Consider the following 15,247-nt stretch of genomic DNA (forward strand, 5'->3'; position numbering starts at 1 on the left):
AGAAAGGTGTATTTTTGATGGACACTCAAATTGAAAGAGCCTCTGTATCGGATGCTGAAAAAATCCTCTTATTGCAAAAAGCGGCTTATAGGAGCGAAGCTGAACTATACAACGATACCAGTATTGAACCTCTTGCTCAGACTCTCGCACAGCTGCAAAAACAGTTTGAAGACCACGTGGTACTCAAAGCTGTAGTTTCTGATACCATCATTGGTTCTGTTAGAGCAATTGAGCAAGACGGAACGTGTTACATTGGCAAACTCCTGGTGGATCCAAACCAACAAAATAAAGGTGTAGGAAAAAAGTTAATGTATGCTATAGAAGGGTGCTTCCCCAATTCTCGTTATGAGTTGTTTACGGGGAGCAAGAGCGAAAAGAATATCGCCCTATACGAGAAGCTAGGATATAAAGCCTTTAAAGAGCGCTTGATATCCCATGATTTCAGCTTGGTGTACCTCGAAAAGAAAAGCACTTAGGATTTTGAACTACCGGGATATAGTTGCAGGTTTTAATTTTTGCTCCCGCCCGACAAATGGACGGTTAATTGCTTGAAGGTCAAGAGACGTTTTTTCAAAATTGATTATGGAGACTTGTGAAAGTAAAATATTTAATATCAAGCATCAAAAGGAAGGGATTGCGGGGAAAAAATGATCTATTTTTTGATATCTTTATTTGCTTTATGTGCTGCAGCATTGTTTATAAACATGCACCCAGTATTTGGTGGAAACCCAAGCAGCGAGCAGAAAGAACGATACACTAAGTTTGATAATTATGTTAATGGGAAGTTTGTCAATCAGGTGCCTACCAAGATGGATATAAGTGTATATGATTACTTCTCAATGATTAGGGATTCTATTTCGGGTAGTAAAGACCGTAAGCCTGACGGTCAATTGCCCGTTTCCAAAATTGATTGGAACCGAATCCAAAGCGAAGAAGATAGTTTAACTTGGTTTGGGCATTCTACTTTTTTACTCAGTCTCGATAATAAAAAGATACTTGTCGATCCGATGCTTGGGCCGGTAGCGTCACCTGTTTCTTTCGTAGGGAGCAAACGCTACAGTGAAGATATGCTGCATATTATTGATGAAATACCGCTTATTGATGCGGTTTTTATTACCCATGATCATTACGACCATTTAGATTATCCATCTATACGTAAGCTGAGGGACAAGGTTGGTCATTTCTTCGTTCCTTGCGGCGTGAGTGCACATTTGATCCGTTGGGGAGTTGCAAAGGAAAGGATCACAGAATTCAATTGGTGGGACGAAACGGAGTTCAAAGGGTTAACCATTGCTTTGACTCCATCCAAACACTTCTCGGGAAGAGGGCTTTTTAACCGAAATACAACTTTATGGGGCGGTTGGGTCATACTTGGAAAACGAACCCGTTTCTATACTAGTGGAGATGGGGGGTATGGTGCACATTTTAAAGAAATTGGGGAAAAGTACGGGCCATTTGATATTGCGCTAATCGAAGGAGGTCAATATGACCGGCGCTGGCCTTGGGTTCATATGACACCCGAAGAGGCTGTGGAGGCTCATGTAGATGTAAACGGGAAAAATATGATGCTTATTCATTGGGGTGCCTTTACTCTTGCTTATCATGGCTGGAAAGAGCCTATAGAACGTGCAATGGTAGAGGCTCTAAAGGCAAATGTGAGTCTTGTTGCCCCTCCAATTGGCGAGAGTATCCATTTAAACGGAGAGCTAGCAGCAGCTTATCCATGGTGGAAATAATCCCTCCTTATACGATATGTATGCTAAGAAAGGCTCTTCACTGCCGTACGCATTCCGCCGGATTCCCATGCAGAGGAATTGGTCAAGCGATTGGAGGATCGGGGAGTGGACGTGTTTCTGTCCGATCAGCAGTTCCTGTCTTCCTTCCCCAAGCTGAACTTGCTGCGTCTCAGCATCATTCGGACCGATGAGCGTGATATAGAAGAAGGCATCCGCATCATTGCCGAAGAACTGGAGCGTGCCCGATTTACAAGCAGTTCCCCTAAGCCAATCTTTCGTCTATGATATTACTTATTACGGAATGAGAGGGAAGCGACCATATTTAAGATCAGTACTTTTACCAAACCAAGTTAGGTTTTAGCCTAGCAAGATGGGTTTGTGTAGCAAATAGCTTCAACAAATTTATTGCCGATGGTGAATTTCCAGCCCCTTATTCAAAGCAGCTTCTTAATCGAATGAATCCAAACCTAATGCAGGAGGAACTTATGAGCGGAATTGCAAAAACTCCCCAGCCGCCTTACTATGCGGTTATTTTTACATCCGAGCTTACAGCCGGAGATCATGGATACGGACAAATGGCAGACAAGATGGTTGAACTGGCTTCCGCACAGCCGGGTTTTTTGGGTATAGAAAGCAGTGTCCGTGATCAAGGGGGGGTGGGCATCACAGTTTCCTACTGGGAATCCCTAGAATCAATAAAAAATTGGAAGGACCATGCCATGCACAAAGTTGCGCAGGAAAAGGGAAAAGCAGTTTGGTATCAACGATTTGGTCTAAGAGTGTGTAAGGTCGAGCGGGATAATTTCTTTGAAATGTAATCTGTCATCCAGCAATAATTGCAGCGAAATTGATTGCAGCGGCAGTCTAGGACTTAGCTCTCGTCCATGGCTGCCGCTATTCTTTGTCCGGAGGTTAGCGGCCGGGGAAACTCTATGAATCTAATAAAACTCTTGCTAGAAGTAATATTTTCCATTTATAGTAGGAGAGATCATAGATGAAGAGGGGGATGACATTGATGTATGGTTGGAGCAAGAGGGGAATCGTTGCACTGTTGGTCGCACTGCTTGTGCTGGCAGGCTGTCAACCGGTCGACGGATTTGACCCGGTGAAGCTGTTTGATCAGGAGATGGGGCTTGAATCCTATGAAGGGTCCACTTCTCTGAAGTTTGAATTTGATATAGACTCCGATAAGTTCAGCAAAACGGATGAGCTCGGGATTGGCTATCCGAAGCCTTATCTGGAGGGCTACGAGCTGTTAAACGGCTTGGAGCTTCGCTTGAACGAGCTGAAGGTGAATAAGAAGTCTGGTACCGTTTCCGGTAAAGGCTTGCTGACCAAGGCTCAGCTTCAAATCCCGTTTGAATATTCGGTGCAAGGGGATAAGGCGGTTGTTCAAGTGGAGGGTGCACGGCATCCGATTACCTTACAGCTTGGAACGCTTTCTGATGAGCTGCCTTACCGTGTGAGTAAATGGATGCAGTTGGGCAGGGCATCGACGCCGTTATCTGAAGCGGTCAACGAGCGTGAACGCGATTTGACGAAGAAGGGGCTTCAGCTGCTGGTCCGCAATCTGCCGAACACGGATAGCCTGTCTATTCAACGCAATCAGGTAGTTGAGGTCCATGGCAGCCAAGCGACAGGAACAACCGTGGCTTTTGATGTTATGGGTACCCAGATGCCGGACCTGTTCAAGAAATACTTACGCTCACTAACCTTGGATGATAAAGGGCTGCGGGAGCTGGCGGGCAGCTTGTACGACTACCTCAAGGATGATGAAGCGCTCGGGGGCCGGTACCAGGAATGGTTTACCGATAAAGAAATTTCGGTAGAAGGCATTTATGGTGCCGAGAAGTTTCTACTCGCTACACTGTCTTCCATCGTAACAGCGAAGCAGCAGGAGATTCATATTTCTCCGGATACGAAGGTGCATCTCGATATGTTCGTGGACCCGCAGCAGTTTGTAAGAAAAGCAAACATGAACGTCCAGTTCAAGGATGAGATCGGCGGGCTTAAGGGCGGGAAGGTACAGTTTCAGATGGAGCGCTGGAACATGAATGGCCCGGTTCAGCCTTCGGCTCTATCCTCGCAGGATGCGGTAGATATTGCCAAGCTTGATACCCCAGAAGCGGTCATGGAGCAGGTGGATGAAAACTCCGCATTGTATACGTTTTTGAAACGTGATTTGAAAATAACGCGCAAGCAGTTCAATCTGTGGCTGATGGAAAAGGCTGAATTCGATACGATGATAGAAGAAATGTACGATTATGATTATCTGTCGTCTTATGGCTTTACCTCCAAAGATATAGCATATGGACAGGCGCGTGAAATAGCCGAGAATCTGGGCTATAAAGCGGAATGGGATAGCGAGAGCAGCAGCGTCGTGATCCATACAGCCAAGAAGGAAATCCGCTTTACGCCAAATAGTGCGACGGCTCTTGTAAACGGCCAACAGGTCGATATGGGTCATGAGGCGCTATTCATCCATGGAGTCTATTATGTGCCGGTTCGTTTCCTCGTCGAGCAGCTGGACGGAGAAATTCACTGGAACCCGCATGAGCCTTTCATGCTTACAGTGACCAAAAATTGATGGGCTTTCCAGCGGCCACATAATGATGACAGCGGGACCTTAGGGTCCCGCTGTTTTTTTGCAGGACAGAAATCGGCCTTCCTACGTCGCGAGTTATAAGCCTTTTTTAGCAATGTACTGGGCAAGATTAACCACACGATTGGAGAAGCCCCATTCATTATCATACCAGGAGAGGACCTTTACCATCGTACCATCGGTTACTAATGTAGACAGTGCATCTACAATAGAAGAGCGGTCATCCCCTTGATAATCAATGGAAACCAGAGGCAGCTCACTGTAACCGAGAATACCCTTCATGGAGCCTTCAGACGCTTCCCTGAGCGCATGATTGACATCATCGACAGTAACCTCTTTGGATACTTCAACGTTTAAGTCAACAATACAGACGACTGGAGTGGGCACGCGCAGAGAGTAGCCATTGAGCTTCCCTTTGAGCTCCGGCAGCACGGAACCAATAGCTTTGGCTGCACCTGTTGAAGTAGGAATCATGGAAACGGCCGCCGCCCGCGCGCGTCTTAAGTCGGAATGAGGCTGATCCTGAATATGCTGATCGTTCGTGTAGGCATGGACGGTTGTCATCAGGCCATGTTTAATTCCAAATTGATCATGGAGCACTTTAACAAGGGGAGCTAGAGCATTTGTCGTGCAGGAAGCATTTGCAATGACATGATGCTCTTCGGAAATGTACTTTTCTTCATTTACGCCCATGACGATGGTAATATCTTCATTCGTTGCAGGCGCCGAAATAATGACCTTTTTCGCTCCTCCCCCCGTAATATGCCCTTCTGCCTTGGCCTTATCTGTAAATCTTCCCGTCGATTCAATGACGATTTCAACTCCAAGATCTCTCCATGGGAGCTGTGAAGGTTCTCGTTCAGCCAATACAGTGATTTTGCGGCCATTCACATAAATATGACCGCCCGACGCAGTGACCTGCGCCGACAATTCACCTTGGTTGGAATCAAATTTCAGCAGATGGGCTAACGTTTCAGCGTTAGTCAGATCGTTTACAGCTACAACCTCGATTTCCGGATGATTTAATGCTGCCCGAAACACATTACGACCAATACGGCCAAATCCGTTAATTCCAATTTTGACTGTCATACCATTACCTCCATTTTTTATTATTATTTCAAGGCAAATACGGTGATTTGCCGAGAAAACAGCATAGGGACATTTTAAGTCCATATAAGACAAAATATGTCCCACTAGGGCGTGAAGTGATCCATTCAAATGATCCGAACAATTGCATAAGGGACAATTATTGTCCCTATAAGACAAATTACGTCCCGTTTAGCTATGAACAAATCACTAAAGCACCTGCTTTATCCAAATGTAACTTAAAATTCACCTGTTGTCTACTCCCATCTGTACCATATTTAAAATTTCATTTCCTTAAAAGAGCAAGTGGCTTTCAAAGGGGAATTTGTAAATAACGGATAACTTGCGTCGAAAGCAGCAACTATCTCCCTTGTCTGACGTATTTTAAAGAGAATAAGGTGACCACAGAGGAGGCGGGAACAATAGGAGCAGCGGCGATAATTATGAACGGGCTCGCACTCATTTTAGGAGTCATATTTGGAGTGCTGCTTTATAATTGGAAAAGTAAAGCGGTAAGCAAAAGGGCCGGCTGGATCTGGGCTTGCTCTGTTTTTGCTGGAATTATGATTTTCTTCAACGCCATTATAGGAATCTCCAACCATATGGACGAGAAAAGAATGCAAGAAGCATTTTCCATGCTGGACCAGCAAATGATCAAAGAAGGCAACCCTAACAAGGAATCAGGGGAAAACCTGCGTTTAACCATCAAAACGGCTACTGTAACTAGAACGATCGATCATCATGTGTATGTCGGTAATTTTAATAAAGCTAAAGCCTTCAATGGAAAAGTACATGTCATGCTTTATAAAGATAATAAAATAATCGCAGAAGATACGTCGCTCGAATTTACGCTTATGCCGGGGGAGAAGAAGAAAGTCAACATTTTCAGCGGTCCCAGAAACTATGACTCGTTTAAATGGGAGTGGGTCGGTGAGCTGAAATAAGCCGGGTTTCGTCGGCAAAGTGTTTTGTTGCAGGTTATTGGTTTAAGCATTTGCGGAACGCGGCGGGACTGCAGCCCCGATCGATAATGTTATACATAAGGCACGGTCTCGGGGCAATGTCTCAGGGTGCGGTGCGTCTTAAAGAGACAAGAGCGAGAGGTCAACCCCCGCGCTCCTGTTTTTGGATTACTGAATTGTAGAGTACTGCGCCAGCTTACCATCACCCTTTAGCTGAGTGTACAAGCGGTAGAGGGTTGTGGCGGCTTCGGCTCTCGTGAGCGTTTTGTTCGGGCTGAAGCTTCCCTCATAGGCGGTCATCAGTCCTTCCCTTTGAAGGCTTGCGATCTTCGTGCCTACGATTCCAGAATAGTCGTCGTCCAGTGCTCCATCCTTGAAGATGATCGGGAACTCGGCGTTTGTGCGGTCGGCGGTCTCATCGAACCGTCCGTCCTTATCGTACCCGCTGACATTCTCGTATACCTTGATGTCGTTCATGCTCCGCAGGGTGTTGTAGATTTCCTTATCGTCCTTCAGCTCATCGTACAGGCCAGGCATCAGTTTGACGGCACCTAGGCGTGTCAGCTCCATGTTCGGGTGGAAGTACATGCCGCTGTCGTCCCTGCTGTATGTAAAGTACGTGTAGTCCGACATCACTTTCGATACCGAGTCAAATGCCCAGTTGGTGGCAGGAATGTCCTTGAACTGGCGGGTATGGGAATCGTTGGTGGCGTACTTATCGAACAGACGGGAGAACATGCTTACGAACTCCGCCTTGGTTACACCTGCGTCAGGATGGAACGTCCCGTCAGAGTATCCGTTGATGACCCCGTGCTCACTCATGAAGTCGATGGCTTTGACCGCCCAGGAGTGTTTTGTCTGGCTCACGTCACTGAAGGTTGCCCCCTGTGCGTTCGTTGCTGTCGCTCCGAATACGAGAGATGATGCGATAGTAAGAATAAGAGCGATTTTCTTCATGATGAATCCCTTTCCTTTTCTATTTTGTAGTGGTAGTTTCCACATATTAGCACACAGGCTTGTTTTTCGTAAATGGCAGGGAATGGTTAATATTGCCTATAGGTCAGGGAGGAAATTTTCCTGTTTAACAACGAATGCACAGGTTCGTATAGTAGAGCATGTAAGCAGATCTTTAGCAATCTTGAGTCTGTTCAAGGTTGCTTTTTGCTATATACTAATGGGAGAGCATGGAATAAAGAGGAGACAGATGGACGTAATGGACGATGACAAACAGAGACCGATAGATCAAGCTGCAGAGGATGCGGTAACCCGTTATTTGGAGAAAAAACGACGCGCTGAGCAGGCCGCTAATGAGGTGTTCGAACGGTATCGTGCAAGAAAAGAAGAGGCTCGTCAAAGAGCGGAAGCCATCATTCAGCGGGTCGATGAGACTCGTCGCAACACTTATGAGCATATGGAACGCCAGGCTGACCGCATCCTGGAACATCGTGAGGCGGAGAGGCATGCCCGTGAGCAGCGCATGGAGCAGTTAATTACTCGCGTCCGCGAAGCGGAGCAGCGGCTGAAGGCAGAGATTGAGCAGAGGGCGACACTTACGCTGGAAACCGTACAGCTGGCCAAGAGACAATCGCTAGAGCGAATCGAGCGTGAGGCCGAACAAGCAGCTATGCGTTATATCGAAGCGAAGAAGTCATCGGGCGGAAAGGAAACGGCCTGGATCGATGAGGCGATGGAACGGCTCGAAATGAAGCGGCAGCAGGCGAAGGCGGAGGCGAACCGGTTGGCTGATGAGATTATCGCCCGTGTCCGGGAACTGGAGCGGTTGACGCAGCTTGATGTGCGCGATCGGTCGGCTTATTTGCGGGGAAGAACAGCAGGGATACTCAATGATGCGGACGTAGCGCAGTATGAACCTGGAATTATTGAACGGTTTGGTACCTTTTTAAGTGAAATTTTGGGAAGGCTGGTCTGCGTGCCGTTCGAAATCATAGAAGCATTGACGGGAAACAAAATGATTGGCAGGATTGGCAAGGCTGTCGGAGGCTCCGTTGAGCGTTCCGGTGTAACGGCTGCCAAAGCGGTCCAAGGTGCAGTTGACGTCATTCATGGTGTTATTGATGATGACGACGTGATGATAAGACAAGGTGCCGATAACCTAAAGGAAGCGGGCTCACGCGTCCTGCAAGGGGCGGTGAATACGATTGAACATACAGCCCGCAGCATCGGACATGTTGTCAGCGGCGATCCATCCCGCATGAGTCGCGGGGCGGAGGGATTGCTTACGGCTGCCGCCGTTATTGCAATTCCAACGGGACTAGCCCTGGATTTGGGCGACTTCGACCTTGATCTTGGTGGTGACGATTCCAGCGAGGCAGGCATACATCATGTAGATCCGCATGAGGTAAGTGGTTATACGAGAGCCGATGGGACGGAGGTAGAGCCGTATCACCGCGGCGGAGATGAAGGGTATGACAGAACGAACCCTGACGGAAATCCGGATAATAATTTAAGTTAAATTCACAATACCTATGTATTTGCAAGAAAAAGGTGTCCGAATAGCCAGCTTAGGTGAAGATAGAATTTATAAAATTTCAGGGCTCCGCACAAAGTACCTGAATCTGCATTGAAGGCCATACATAGCCCCATTATTGTGGGGTTATTTAAGTTAAGCTAAGGGGGTATTCTTTTAAGCGAATGGAAGGTACAGGACTGATTTAGCTTCAAAGGAGTATGTTGCTAAATTACACTCCTCCGGTTTCCTGATCCGATAAATTCTTCAATAATCATTACTGAAACCGATCAATTGCATCGGAATTTCGTGATTGTTGCTCTGGGGTGGCAGAGGTATGCTTTAGATGTGAACAGAACATCCCATATGAGGAGGATTTAACAATGACACAATCAATTATCCATACAGGAAAAGTGCTTCGTCAGATCGTCGTCGGCCAGCTACAGGGAGTAGCGGAGACACAGATGGACATCCAACCGGAGGGCTTCTCTAACACAGTAAGATGGAATATCGGACACATGGTTTATTGGATGGATAAGTACGCTTCGTTAAGCTTCGGCTTCCCATCTGACATTCCGCCGCAATACGAGACATTGTTCAACTCCGGAACGAAGCCTTCGGATTGGACAGCAGCACCTCCGTCGAAGGAAGAACTGATCGGGTTGTTAACGGCACAGCTGTCCCGTCTTTCCGAACTGACACCTCAATTGCTCGAGCAGGAGCTGCAATCCCCGTTTGCAATGGGGCCGTTTCAATTCAATACGGCCGGTGAATTGTTTAATTTCGCTTTGATGCATGAAGCCATTCACCTCGGGGTTATTTCCAGCCAGCTTAAGCTCGTCAAATAAGCGAATGACCTAACAAGACCCGAATCAGGAGGCGATTTATTATGATAAAATCGAACGTGAATACCGGTGAAGTACTACAGCGGGTTTCTTCCTTGCAGAAAACCGAAGGATCGGTACCATCCCGAGCCCTGGGAGTATTTGATGCTTTTAAGAAGGCTTTCGAAACAGGAGATACCGCAGATTTTCTTAATCAGGTTACGGAAGATTTTCATTTCTCCGTTCCGCTCCCGTTGGAGGGATGGAATCACGAGCAGCAAGGCAAAGAACGGTTCGAGGAATTGATCAGGTTCGAGCGCTCGGTATTGCAGGTGCAGATGACTCCGCTCATTGAGCTTGAGAATGAGAGCCGGGGGATGGTGGTGTTTCGTGCAGAAGGGGCTCTGAATGGTCTGACTTATCGCAATGAACTCGCGGTTGTCTTTGAGTTCGAGGCGGATCGGATCCGTTCCTTCCGCGAATACGTAGGCATGCCGTTAAAAAACTACGAGACCGCGTAATAGCTTAGGAGAGGGAAGGGAAGGTTGCTGCCGGAACCGTACGGGTCCTGGTCACATGCCATTCAAGGTAACGCCACTTCAGTGCAAGGAAACAGCGACAGTCAAGGATGGATACTCGTCCATGGCCGTTGCTGTTTCCGTATTTTGTTTTAGTCTGATGCTATTACGACTCGTCTAATGGGTCTATGCTCCAATTCGGAATACAGCAAAGTCTGGAGAAATAGATGCGGCATGTAAAAGGGTGCTGCGGTATTAAGCGAGGCGGTTGATTCCATATAGAAACAGGACTGAGCAGGCGCCGCTTTTGACCTCATAAATCGGAAAAGGGGAGGGAACAATGTGCTGAAGATTCAATATGCTAATGACGCTGATTATGATTACATTAAAGAACATGACCGTCATGTGCTGGAGAGTCTGATCGCAAGGAAAATAAAAGAAAATGAAATATTCATCATACGAGATCAGCAGAACGTAAACATGGGCTGGTTAAGGTACGGTTACTTTTGGGATAGCATTCCTTTTCTGAATATGATATGGCTTGATGAGCAGTATCGAGGGAAAGGCGCAGGGAAGGAAGCAGTGCTTTTTTGGGAACAGCGAATGAAAGAGAGAGGAAGCGGCAAGGTCATGACCTCTACTCTTGCTAATGAACAAGCGCAGCATTTTTACAGGAAATTAGGATATAAAGATTCGGGCTGCTTATTGTTAGAAAATGAGCCCTTAGAGATTCTGCTCGTGAAATCCATTTAAGGAAGACGTACACATAGAAGCTGCCGCGGGCGATAAAGCCGGCATAAATATTCTTCCTACGCATCTGTAACTAAACCTGCATAGGAACGTCTAAGGATATAAACAGGAAAAGAGGTCCGTTTATGCTAAAATTTGTATCGGGCTTGTGCTGCGGTTTATTCGTTGCAAGTGCTTCTGTTGCCTTCGCGTCAGATTCTATCCAGGCGTTACTATTTCCTGCCCATTTCGAAATCAATGGAAGTCAGGTTTCTTTAAACGACGATTACAAAGTGGTGAATGTCGACGGTCATGCGTACGTACCGATCCGATTCGTAGCCGAAAATTTGGGTGCCACGATCGACTATGATCAGGATACGCAAAAGATTTTGGTTAAAAATCGCAGCCTTGACTTATCGGACCCGGATTACAAAGGGATATGGGCCGGTAATTTAATTTTAACTAAAGACGGTGGCAGCACCAAGGTTACTGGTCAATTGAAAATGGAAGGTGTGGGGAATACCAAAAATGCTGTTGGGGCGACCCTTAGCTTTTACAATGATAACAATGAAAAAATCGGTGAGGCTGCCATTCATGGAGATGATTTTGGGGTAGACGCTCAAACCTTTGTCTCCGAGGGCTTAGGGGATTTTAGATCATATTCGGCGGTGAACCTCCATGTTGATCATGTAAACGGCCACCTCACTAGTGCGGCTCCAAGCATCGTGTATGAAAACAAAAAACACAGCTTCACCCTCAACCTTCCTAAGAGCTGGGAGGGGAAATATGATGTGGCGGAAACCATAGACGAGCCTTCCACATTCGAAACCATTTCTTTTATCGACGCAGCAAACAAAGGATATGGGGGAGTTGTGTTTTCGATCGGTATCTGGACCAAGGACGATTGGAGTCGCAATGGGCAAGCCGCTATGGAGGCCGGGCATGTATCGAAAATCGCTGAACGGGGAGATAAAGTGTTCACTATCATCCGTCCGGGTGATGTGCAGTATGATCCGCATAATGAGAAGTTAACGGCAGAATATCAATCGATGTCGAGCTACGTAAATACGATGAAAACCAGCTTTCGTGCAAATGGAAGTCTTACGGATCGTGAAGCAAAGGAGATTCTCAAAGTACTTCTGCCGAAGGCTGAAGTTATCGTTGCAGGAATGTTCAACGGATCTGGATTTTTCAACATCGATCGGACGCAAACGATTCCGGGTGAAGAAGCTTACTGTCTTGTAACAGGCATACCACAGCAAAGCGGAGAATCGCCGGCGGATATGATGGATAACGTGAAATCCATAGTGGATTTGAAAAAAACAGTAGAGGACGTATTTATAAAAGAGATCGCTCAACAGCTATTTTATAGCCGATATCTGGAAACGGAAGATAGTGGTCTTCCTCTTTATAAGGATTATGAAGGGCGGCTGTATGTCAACTCCATAAATGGAGGACACGGATGGGCGACCGAATTTCTGATTGATACCGCCAAGATAATAAGCCAAAAAGATAATGTAGTAGAAATTGCGTTAGATACTATAGTACTTGATGAGCCGTACGGTTCCCTGATTATAAAAATGAAATTTGTTAACGGCAAATGGATGATGGCATCCGGACTTGATGATATGGTCTATGATAGATGGATCCGCTGATAAGAAATGATTCGTGTGGAGCTGTCTCAGGGATAGCTCCTCTTTGAGTTCACCCTGACTATCAGGGAAACGGTGTCGGAAGTTGTTTAATGAATAAAGTCCTCCGAAGGATTTTTGAAAATAGATTTAAATGAAGTAAAAATAGCGTTGTTTGTAACGGCAAATTTGAAGGCCATCCTTTGCGGGATGGCCTTTACTGTATTTGCAAAAACAAAAAAAGAGTCCCGAAATTTTCCAAGACCTTATTCAACATCATATCAAACGGAGCATATGGAGCATCTGAACTGGCAATTGCGATTATGCTGGCTTATAAAGACATTGCGATGGCTTGTTTATGGGGGTACAGATATAATCCCCGGGTCAGAAGCCTGGATACCGGATCTGGTGAAGGATGTGGAAAATCTTTACCAGGAGATGGTATAACACTTTCTGAGATTCCCTGGCAGCTTCACAAGGATTATGTTTTTCCTTCACGGCATATTAGAATGAAGATAAGAACAATTTGGGGAATACTTATTCACAAAGGACGAGTAGCCAGGCAGCTAAAGGAGATTCATACGCAATGAATTTGGATCGAATAAAATTCCCGCCGGGGTTTTGGACGGGATTGCAGCAATTGGGAATTGCCCCGCAGGACGTGGCCCGCAAAGCTCGGCTGCCGCTAACCATTATTACGGAATCAGCTGCAGTGACTGCTGATGAATATTTTAGAATCTGGCAAGCCTACTCCGATCTTATTGGCGACACGGCCATCGGAATCATCAAGCTTGTGACTGTTTTTGAAACGACACAATACCCGCCGACCGTCTTGGCGACTTACCATGCTCGCGACTATCGCGATGCCCTTTGCCGAATGGCCCGCTACAAACAATTATGCCCTCCCGAAAGCTTGCGTATCACCGAGGAGGGTGAGAGCTGTACCATTGAATTGGAATGGATGTGCAGCGGGCAAGCCGGACCGCCCGTCTTGATTGGAACCACGCTTGCTTTTCTTCTGGAGCTGGGTAGACGGGGGACGGGCCAGCCATTAGCTGCAAGGTCCGTGGAATTTACTCACTCGATGGGTGATGTAAAGGCCCTTGAAGCTTACTTCGGATGCCCTATCCGGATTGGCGCAACCGGTAACCGACTGATTCTGCATCGAAGAGACCTGGACCGCCCCTTTATTTCGTATAACAGGGAGCTGCTGGAGATTCTGACTCCCGTATTGGACCGATCCTTGGATGAACAGCGCAGCCGATCCATCACTGAGACGGTCAAGTGGATCTTGAAGCGCAGCCTAACCGGAGGGCGTCTAGACATTCACTACGTGGCTAGTGAATTAGGCATGAGCGATCGTACCCTGCAGCGGCGTCTAACTGACGAAGGGGTGACGTTCAAGGAGCTGCTGACTCAGGTCAGGCATGAGCAGGCACGGGAATACTTGGCAGATCGTAGGCTCGAAATTAAAGAAGTCGCTTTTTTAATTGGATATGAAGATCAGAACTCGTTTTACCGCGCTTTTCGGCTTTGGGAAGGGGATACTCCTTCCAATTGGCGTTCCGAATATTTAAAAGCACACCCGCCGTCATAGAATCCGTGCCTACTCCTTTCTAACTGGGCGGTATGTTCCGTACTTCATGATTTGGCGGGTTAAACAAGAAGTTTGGCGTGGCGCGCTAGTTACCGAACGATCCAGACCAAGTAATATAATCTTTATCCAACCCACAAGGGTTCTAAGAAGAAACTTCAAATCAGCTTGATGTGAATGACAACAAAAGGAGACTTAGGTTATGGATATGGGATTAAGGAACAAAACAGCTTTGGTAACTGGATCGACGAAAGGGATAGGGAAAGCCATCGCGATTGAGCTTGCGGGAGAAGGAGTCCATGTACTTATTAACGGACGGAATCCGGAAGAAGTGGAACGAACCGTAATGGAATTGAAGTCGGAGTTCCCTTCTACCTCTCCGCAGAATGCCGCAGCCGATCTTGTGGATAGACAGCAAAGAGAAGCATTATTTGAGAAATATCCCCAAGTTGATATTTTGGTTAACAATATGGGAATTTATGAAATCATGTCCTATGAGGACGTTAGCGATGAAGTATGGGAAACCTATTTCCGGACGAATGTCCTTGCCGCTAATGGTTTAGCTAAATTTTATCTGCCTGGCATGTTGAAGAATAATGATGGAAGAATCATCTTTATCGCAAGCGAGGAAGCAATCATGCCTTCAGGACAAATGCCTCAGTATGCCATGACCAAATCTATGTTATTATCGCTATCCAAAAGCTTATCTAAACTAACCAAAGGAACGGAAGTCACCTCCAATACGATCCTGCCGGGGCCAACGCTTTCTGAAAATGTATATCAAATCATTGATAGCTTGTTTCCTGGTGATATGGAATTTTCGGAAAAAGAGAAAAAATTTATGGCAGCTAACCTGCCCCAATCCGAAATACAGCGGTTCATCAGGCCTTTTGAAATCGGCAGATTGGCCGCATTCATATGCAGTCCTTATGCATCTGCGTTTAAAGGTTCTCCTATCCGTATGGACGGGGGCATGGTACCTACCTTGTTTTAGCATAAGTCCTATTAAAGCGGCCCCACTTTTGTGGGGCTTTTTTTATTGCCAGGACTCACGGACAGTCGGTGCGCATGCCTTCTGCATTTTCAACCCTCTTGTTT

At 46.5% G+C, this 15,247-nt stretch carries 15 protein-coding genes and 1 pseudogene; 14 read left to right on the top strand and 2 right to left on the bottom strand.

What is annotated here, in order from left to right; genetic code table 11:
* Positions 1-17 precede the first annotated feature (17 nt).
* The 5 genes from B1728_RS21810 (at position 18) to B1728_RS21830 (ending at position 4,323) form a co-directional block, all read left to right on the top strand.
* Positions 18-476: a GNAT family N-acetyltransferase gene (locus B1728_RS21810; protein WP_079912508.1), complete on the top strand. Its 459-nt coding sequence runs from the start codon at positions 18-20 to the stop codon at positions 474-476.
* A 171-nt stretch (positions 477-647) separates the two neighbouring features.
* A complete protein-coding gene (locus B1728_RS21815) occupies positions 648-1,736 on the top strand; it encodes an MBL fold metallo-hydrolase (protein ID WP_079912509.1) in 1,089 nt (362 codons plus the stop codon).
* A gap of 105 nt (positions 1,737-1,841) precedes the next feature.
* A complete protein-coding gene (locus tag B1728_RS21820; protein ID WP_079912510.1) occupies positions 1,842-2,021 on the top strand; it encodes a hypothetical protein in 180 nt (59 codons plus the stop codon).
* Positions 2,022-2,221: 200 nt separating this feature from the next.
* Entirely contained in the window at positions 2,222-2,554 is a 333-nt protein-coding gene (locus tag B1728_RS21825) for an antibiotic biosynthesis monooxygenase family protein (RefSeq protein WP_079912511.1), read from the top strand.
* Positions 2,555-2,730: 176 nt separating this feature from the next.
* Positions 2,731-4,323, top strand: coding sequence for a copper amine oxidase N-terminal domain-containing protein (locus tag B1728_RS21830; protein WP_079912512.1), 1,593 nt, complete (start codon positions 2,731-2,733; stop codon positions 4,321-4,323).
* Positions 4,324-4,416: 93 nt separating this feature from the next.
* On the opposite strand, the gene gap is transcribed toward B1728_RS21830, so the two are convergent.
* The gene (gene gap, locus B1728_RS21835) at positions 4,417-5,427 is read right to left on the bottom strand and encodes a type I glyceraldehyde-3-phosphate dehydrogenase (RefSeq protein WP_079912513.1); all 1,011 of its coding nucleotides are present in this window, start codon (positions 5,425-5,427) and stop codon (positions 4,417-4,419) included.
* A gap of 395 nt (positions 5,428-5,822) precedes the next feature.
* On the opposite strand from gap, the gene B1728_RS21840 reads away from it, so the two are divergent.
* The gene (locus B1728_RS21840; protein ID WP_144027955.1) at positions 5,823-6,368 is read left to right on the top strand and encodes a hypothetical protein; all 546 of its coding nucleotides are present in this window, start codon (positions 5,823-5,825) and stop codon (positions 6,366-6,368) included.
* 186 nt (positions 6,369-6,554) lie between these two features.
* Here the strand turns inward: B1728_RS21840 and B1728_RS21845 are convergent, their stop codons facing one another.
* On the bottom strand, positions 6,555-7,343 hold the full coding sequence (locus tag B1728_RS21845; RefSeq protein ID WP_179136141.1) for an S-layer homology domain-containing protein: 789 nt from the start codon (positions 7,341-7,343) through the stop codon (positions 6,555-6,557).
* 247 nt (positions 7,344-7,590) lie between these two features.
* On the opposite strand from B1728_RS21845, the gene B1728_RS21850 reads away from it, so the two are divergent.
* The 8 genes and pseudogenes from B1728_RS21850 (at position 7,591) to B1728_RS21885 (ending at position 15,143) form a co-directional block, all read left to right on the top strand.
* Positions 7,591-8,859, top strand: a complete 1,269-nt coding sequence (locus tag B1728_RS21850) for a hypothetical protein (protein ID WP_079912516.1) — start codon at positions 7,591-7,593, stop codon at positions 8,857-8,859.
* A 377-nt stretch (positions 8,860-9,236) separates the two neighbouring features.
* Positions 9,237-9,701, top strand: coding sequence for a DinB family protein (locus B1728_RS21855; RefSeq protein ID WP_079912517.1), 465 nt, complete (start codon positions 9,237-9,239; stop codon positions 9,699-9,701).
* Positions 9,702-9,793: 92 nt separating this feature from the next.
* Entirely contained in the window at positions 9,794-10,198 is a 405-nt protein-coding gene (locus tag B1728_RS21860; protein WP_079912572.1) for a nuclear transport factor 2 family protein, read from the top strand.
* Positions 10,199-10,540: 342 nt separating this feature from the next.
* On the top strand, positions 10,541-10,948 hold the full coding sequence (locus B1728_RS21865) for a GNAT family N-acetyltransferase (protein ID WP_079912573.1): 408 nt from the start codon (positions 10,541-10,543) through the stop codon (positions 10,946-10,948).
* Between the two features lie 122 nt (positions 10,949-11,070).
* Entirely contained in the window at positions 11,071-12,579 is a 1,509-nt protein-coding gene (locus tag B1728_RS21870; RefSeq protein WP_079912518.1) for a stalk domain-containing protein, read from the top strand.
* A 59-nt stretch (positions 12,580-12,638) separates the two neighbouring features.
* A pseudogene (locus B1728_RS37355) lies at positions 12,639-12,713 on the top strand (hypothetical protein); the annotation flags it as partial.
* Between the two features lie 428 nt (positions 12,714-13,141).
* Positions 13,142-14,152 carry an AraC family transcriptional regulator gene (locus tag B1728_RS21880; protein WP_079912520.1) on the top strand — a complete coding sequence of 337 codons (1,011 nt, stop codon included), beginning with the start codon at positions 13,142-13,144 and terminating at the stop codon, positions 14,150-14,152.
* A gap of 199 nt (positions 14,153-14,351) precedes the next feature.
* Positions 14,352-15,143: an SDR family NAD(P)-dependent oxidoreductase gene (locus tag B1728_RS21885; protein ID WP_079912521.1), complete on the top strand. Its 792-nt coding sequence runs from the start codon at positions 14,352-14,354 to the stop codon at positions 15,141-15,143.
* The last annotated feature ends 104 nt before the right edge of the window (positions 15,144-15,247 follow it).

The sequence above is a fragment of the Paenibacillus sp. 32352 genome (assembly GCF_002042965.1).
GTDB lineage: Bacteria > Bacillota > Bacilli > Paenibacillales > NBRC-103111 > Paenibacillus_S > Paenibacillus_S vulneris.

Excerpts from the sequence above, each read along its gene's own strand:
- B1728_RS21810 (WP_079912508.1), top strand. The coding sequence starts at position 18 with ATGGACACTCAAATTGAAAGAGCCTCTGTATCGGATGCTGAAAAAATC.
- B1728_RS21815 (WP_079912509.1), top strand. The coding sequence starts at position 648 with ATGATCTATTTTTTGATATCTTTATTTGCTTTATGTGCTGCAGCATTG.
- B1728_RS21825 (WP_079912511.1), top strand. The coding sequence starts at position 2,222 with ATGAGCGGAATTGCAAAAACTCCCCAGCCGCCTTACTATGCGGTTATT.
- B1728_RS21830 (WP_079912512.1), top strand. The coding sequence starts at position 2,731 with ATGAAGAGGGGGATGACATTGATGTATGGTTGGAGCAAGAGGGGAATC.
- gap (WP_079912513.1), bottom strand. The coding sequence starts at position 5,427 with ATGACAGTCAAAATTGGAATTAACGGATTTGGCCGTATTGGTCGTAAT.
- B1728_RS21845 (WP_179136141.1), bottom strand. The coding sequence starts at position 7,343 with ATGAAGAAAATCGCTCTTATTCTTACTATCGCATCATCTCTCGTATTC.
- B1728_RS21850 (WP_079912516.1), top strand. The coding sequence starts at position 7,591 with ATGGACGTAATGGACGATGACAAACAGAGACCGATAGATCAAGCTGCA.
- B1728_RS21855 (WP_079912517.1), top strand. The coding sequence starts at position 9,237 with ATGACACAATCAATTATCCATACAGGAAAAGTGCTTCGTCAGATCGTC.
- B1728_RS21870 (WP_079912518.1), top strand. The coding sequence starts at position 11,071 with ATGCTAAAATTTGTATCGGGCTTGTGCTGCGGTTTATTCGTTGCAAGT.
- B1728_RS21880 (WP_079912520.1), top strand. The coding sequence starts at position 13,142 with ATGAATTTGGATCGAATAAAATTCCCGCCGGGGTTTTGGACGGGATTG.
- B1728_RS21885 (WP_079912521.1), top strand. The coding sequence starts at position 14,352 with ATGGATATGGGATTAAGGAACAAAACAGCTTTGGTAACTGGATCGACG.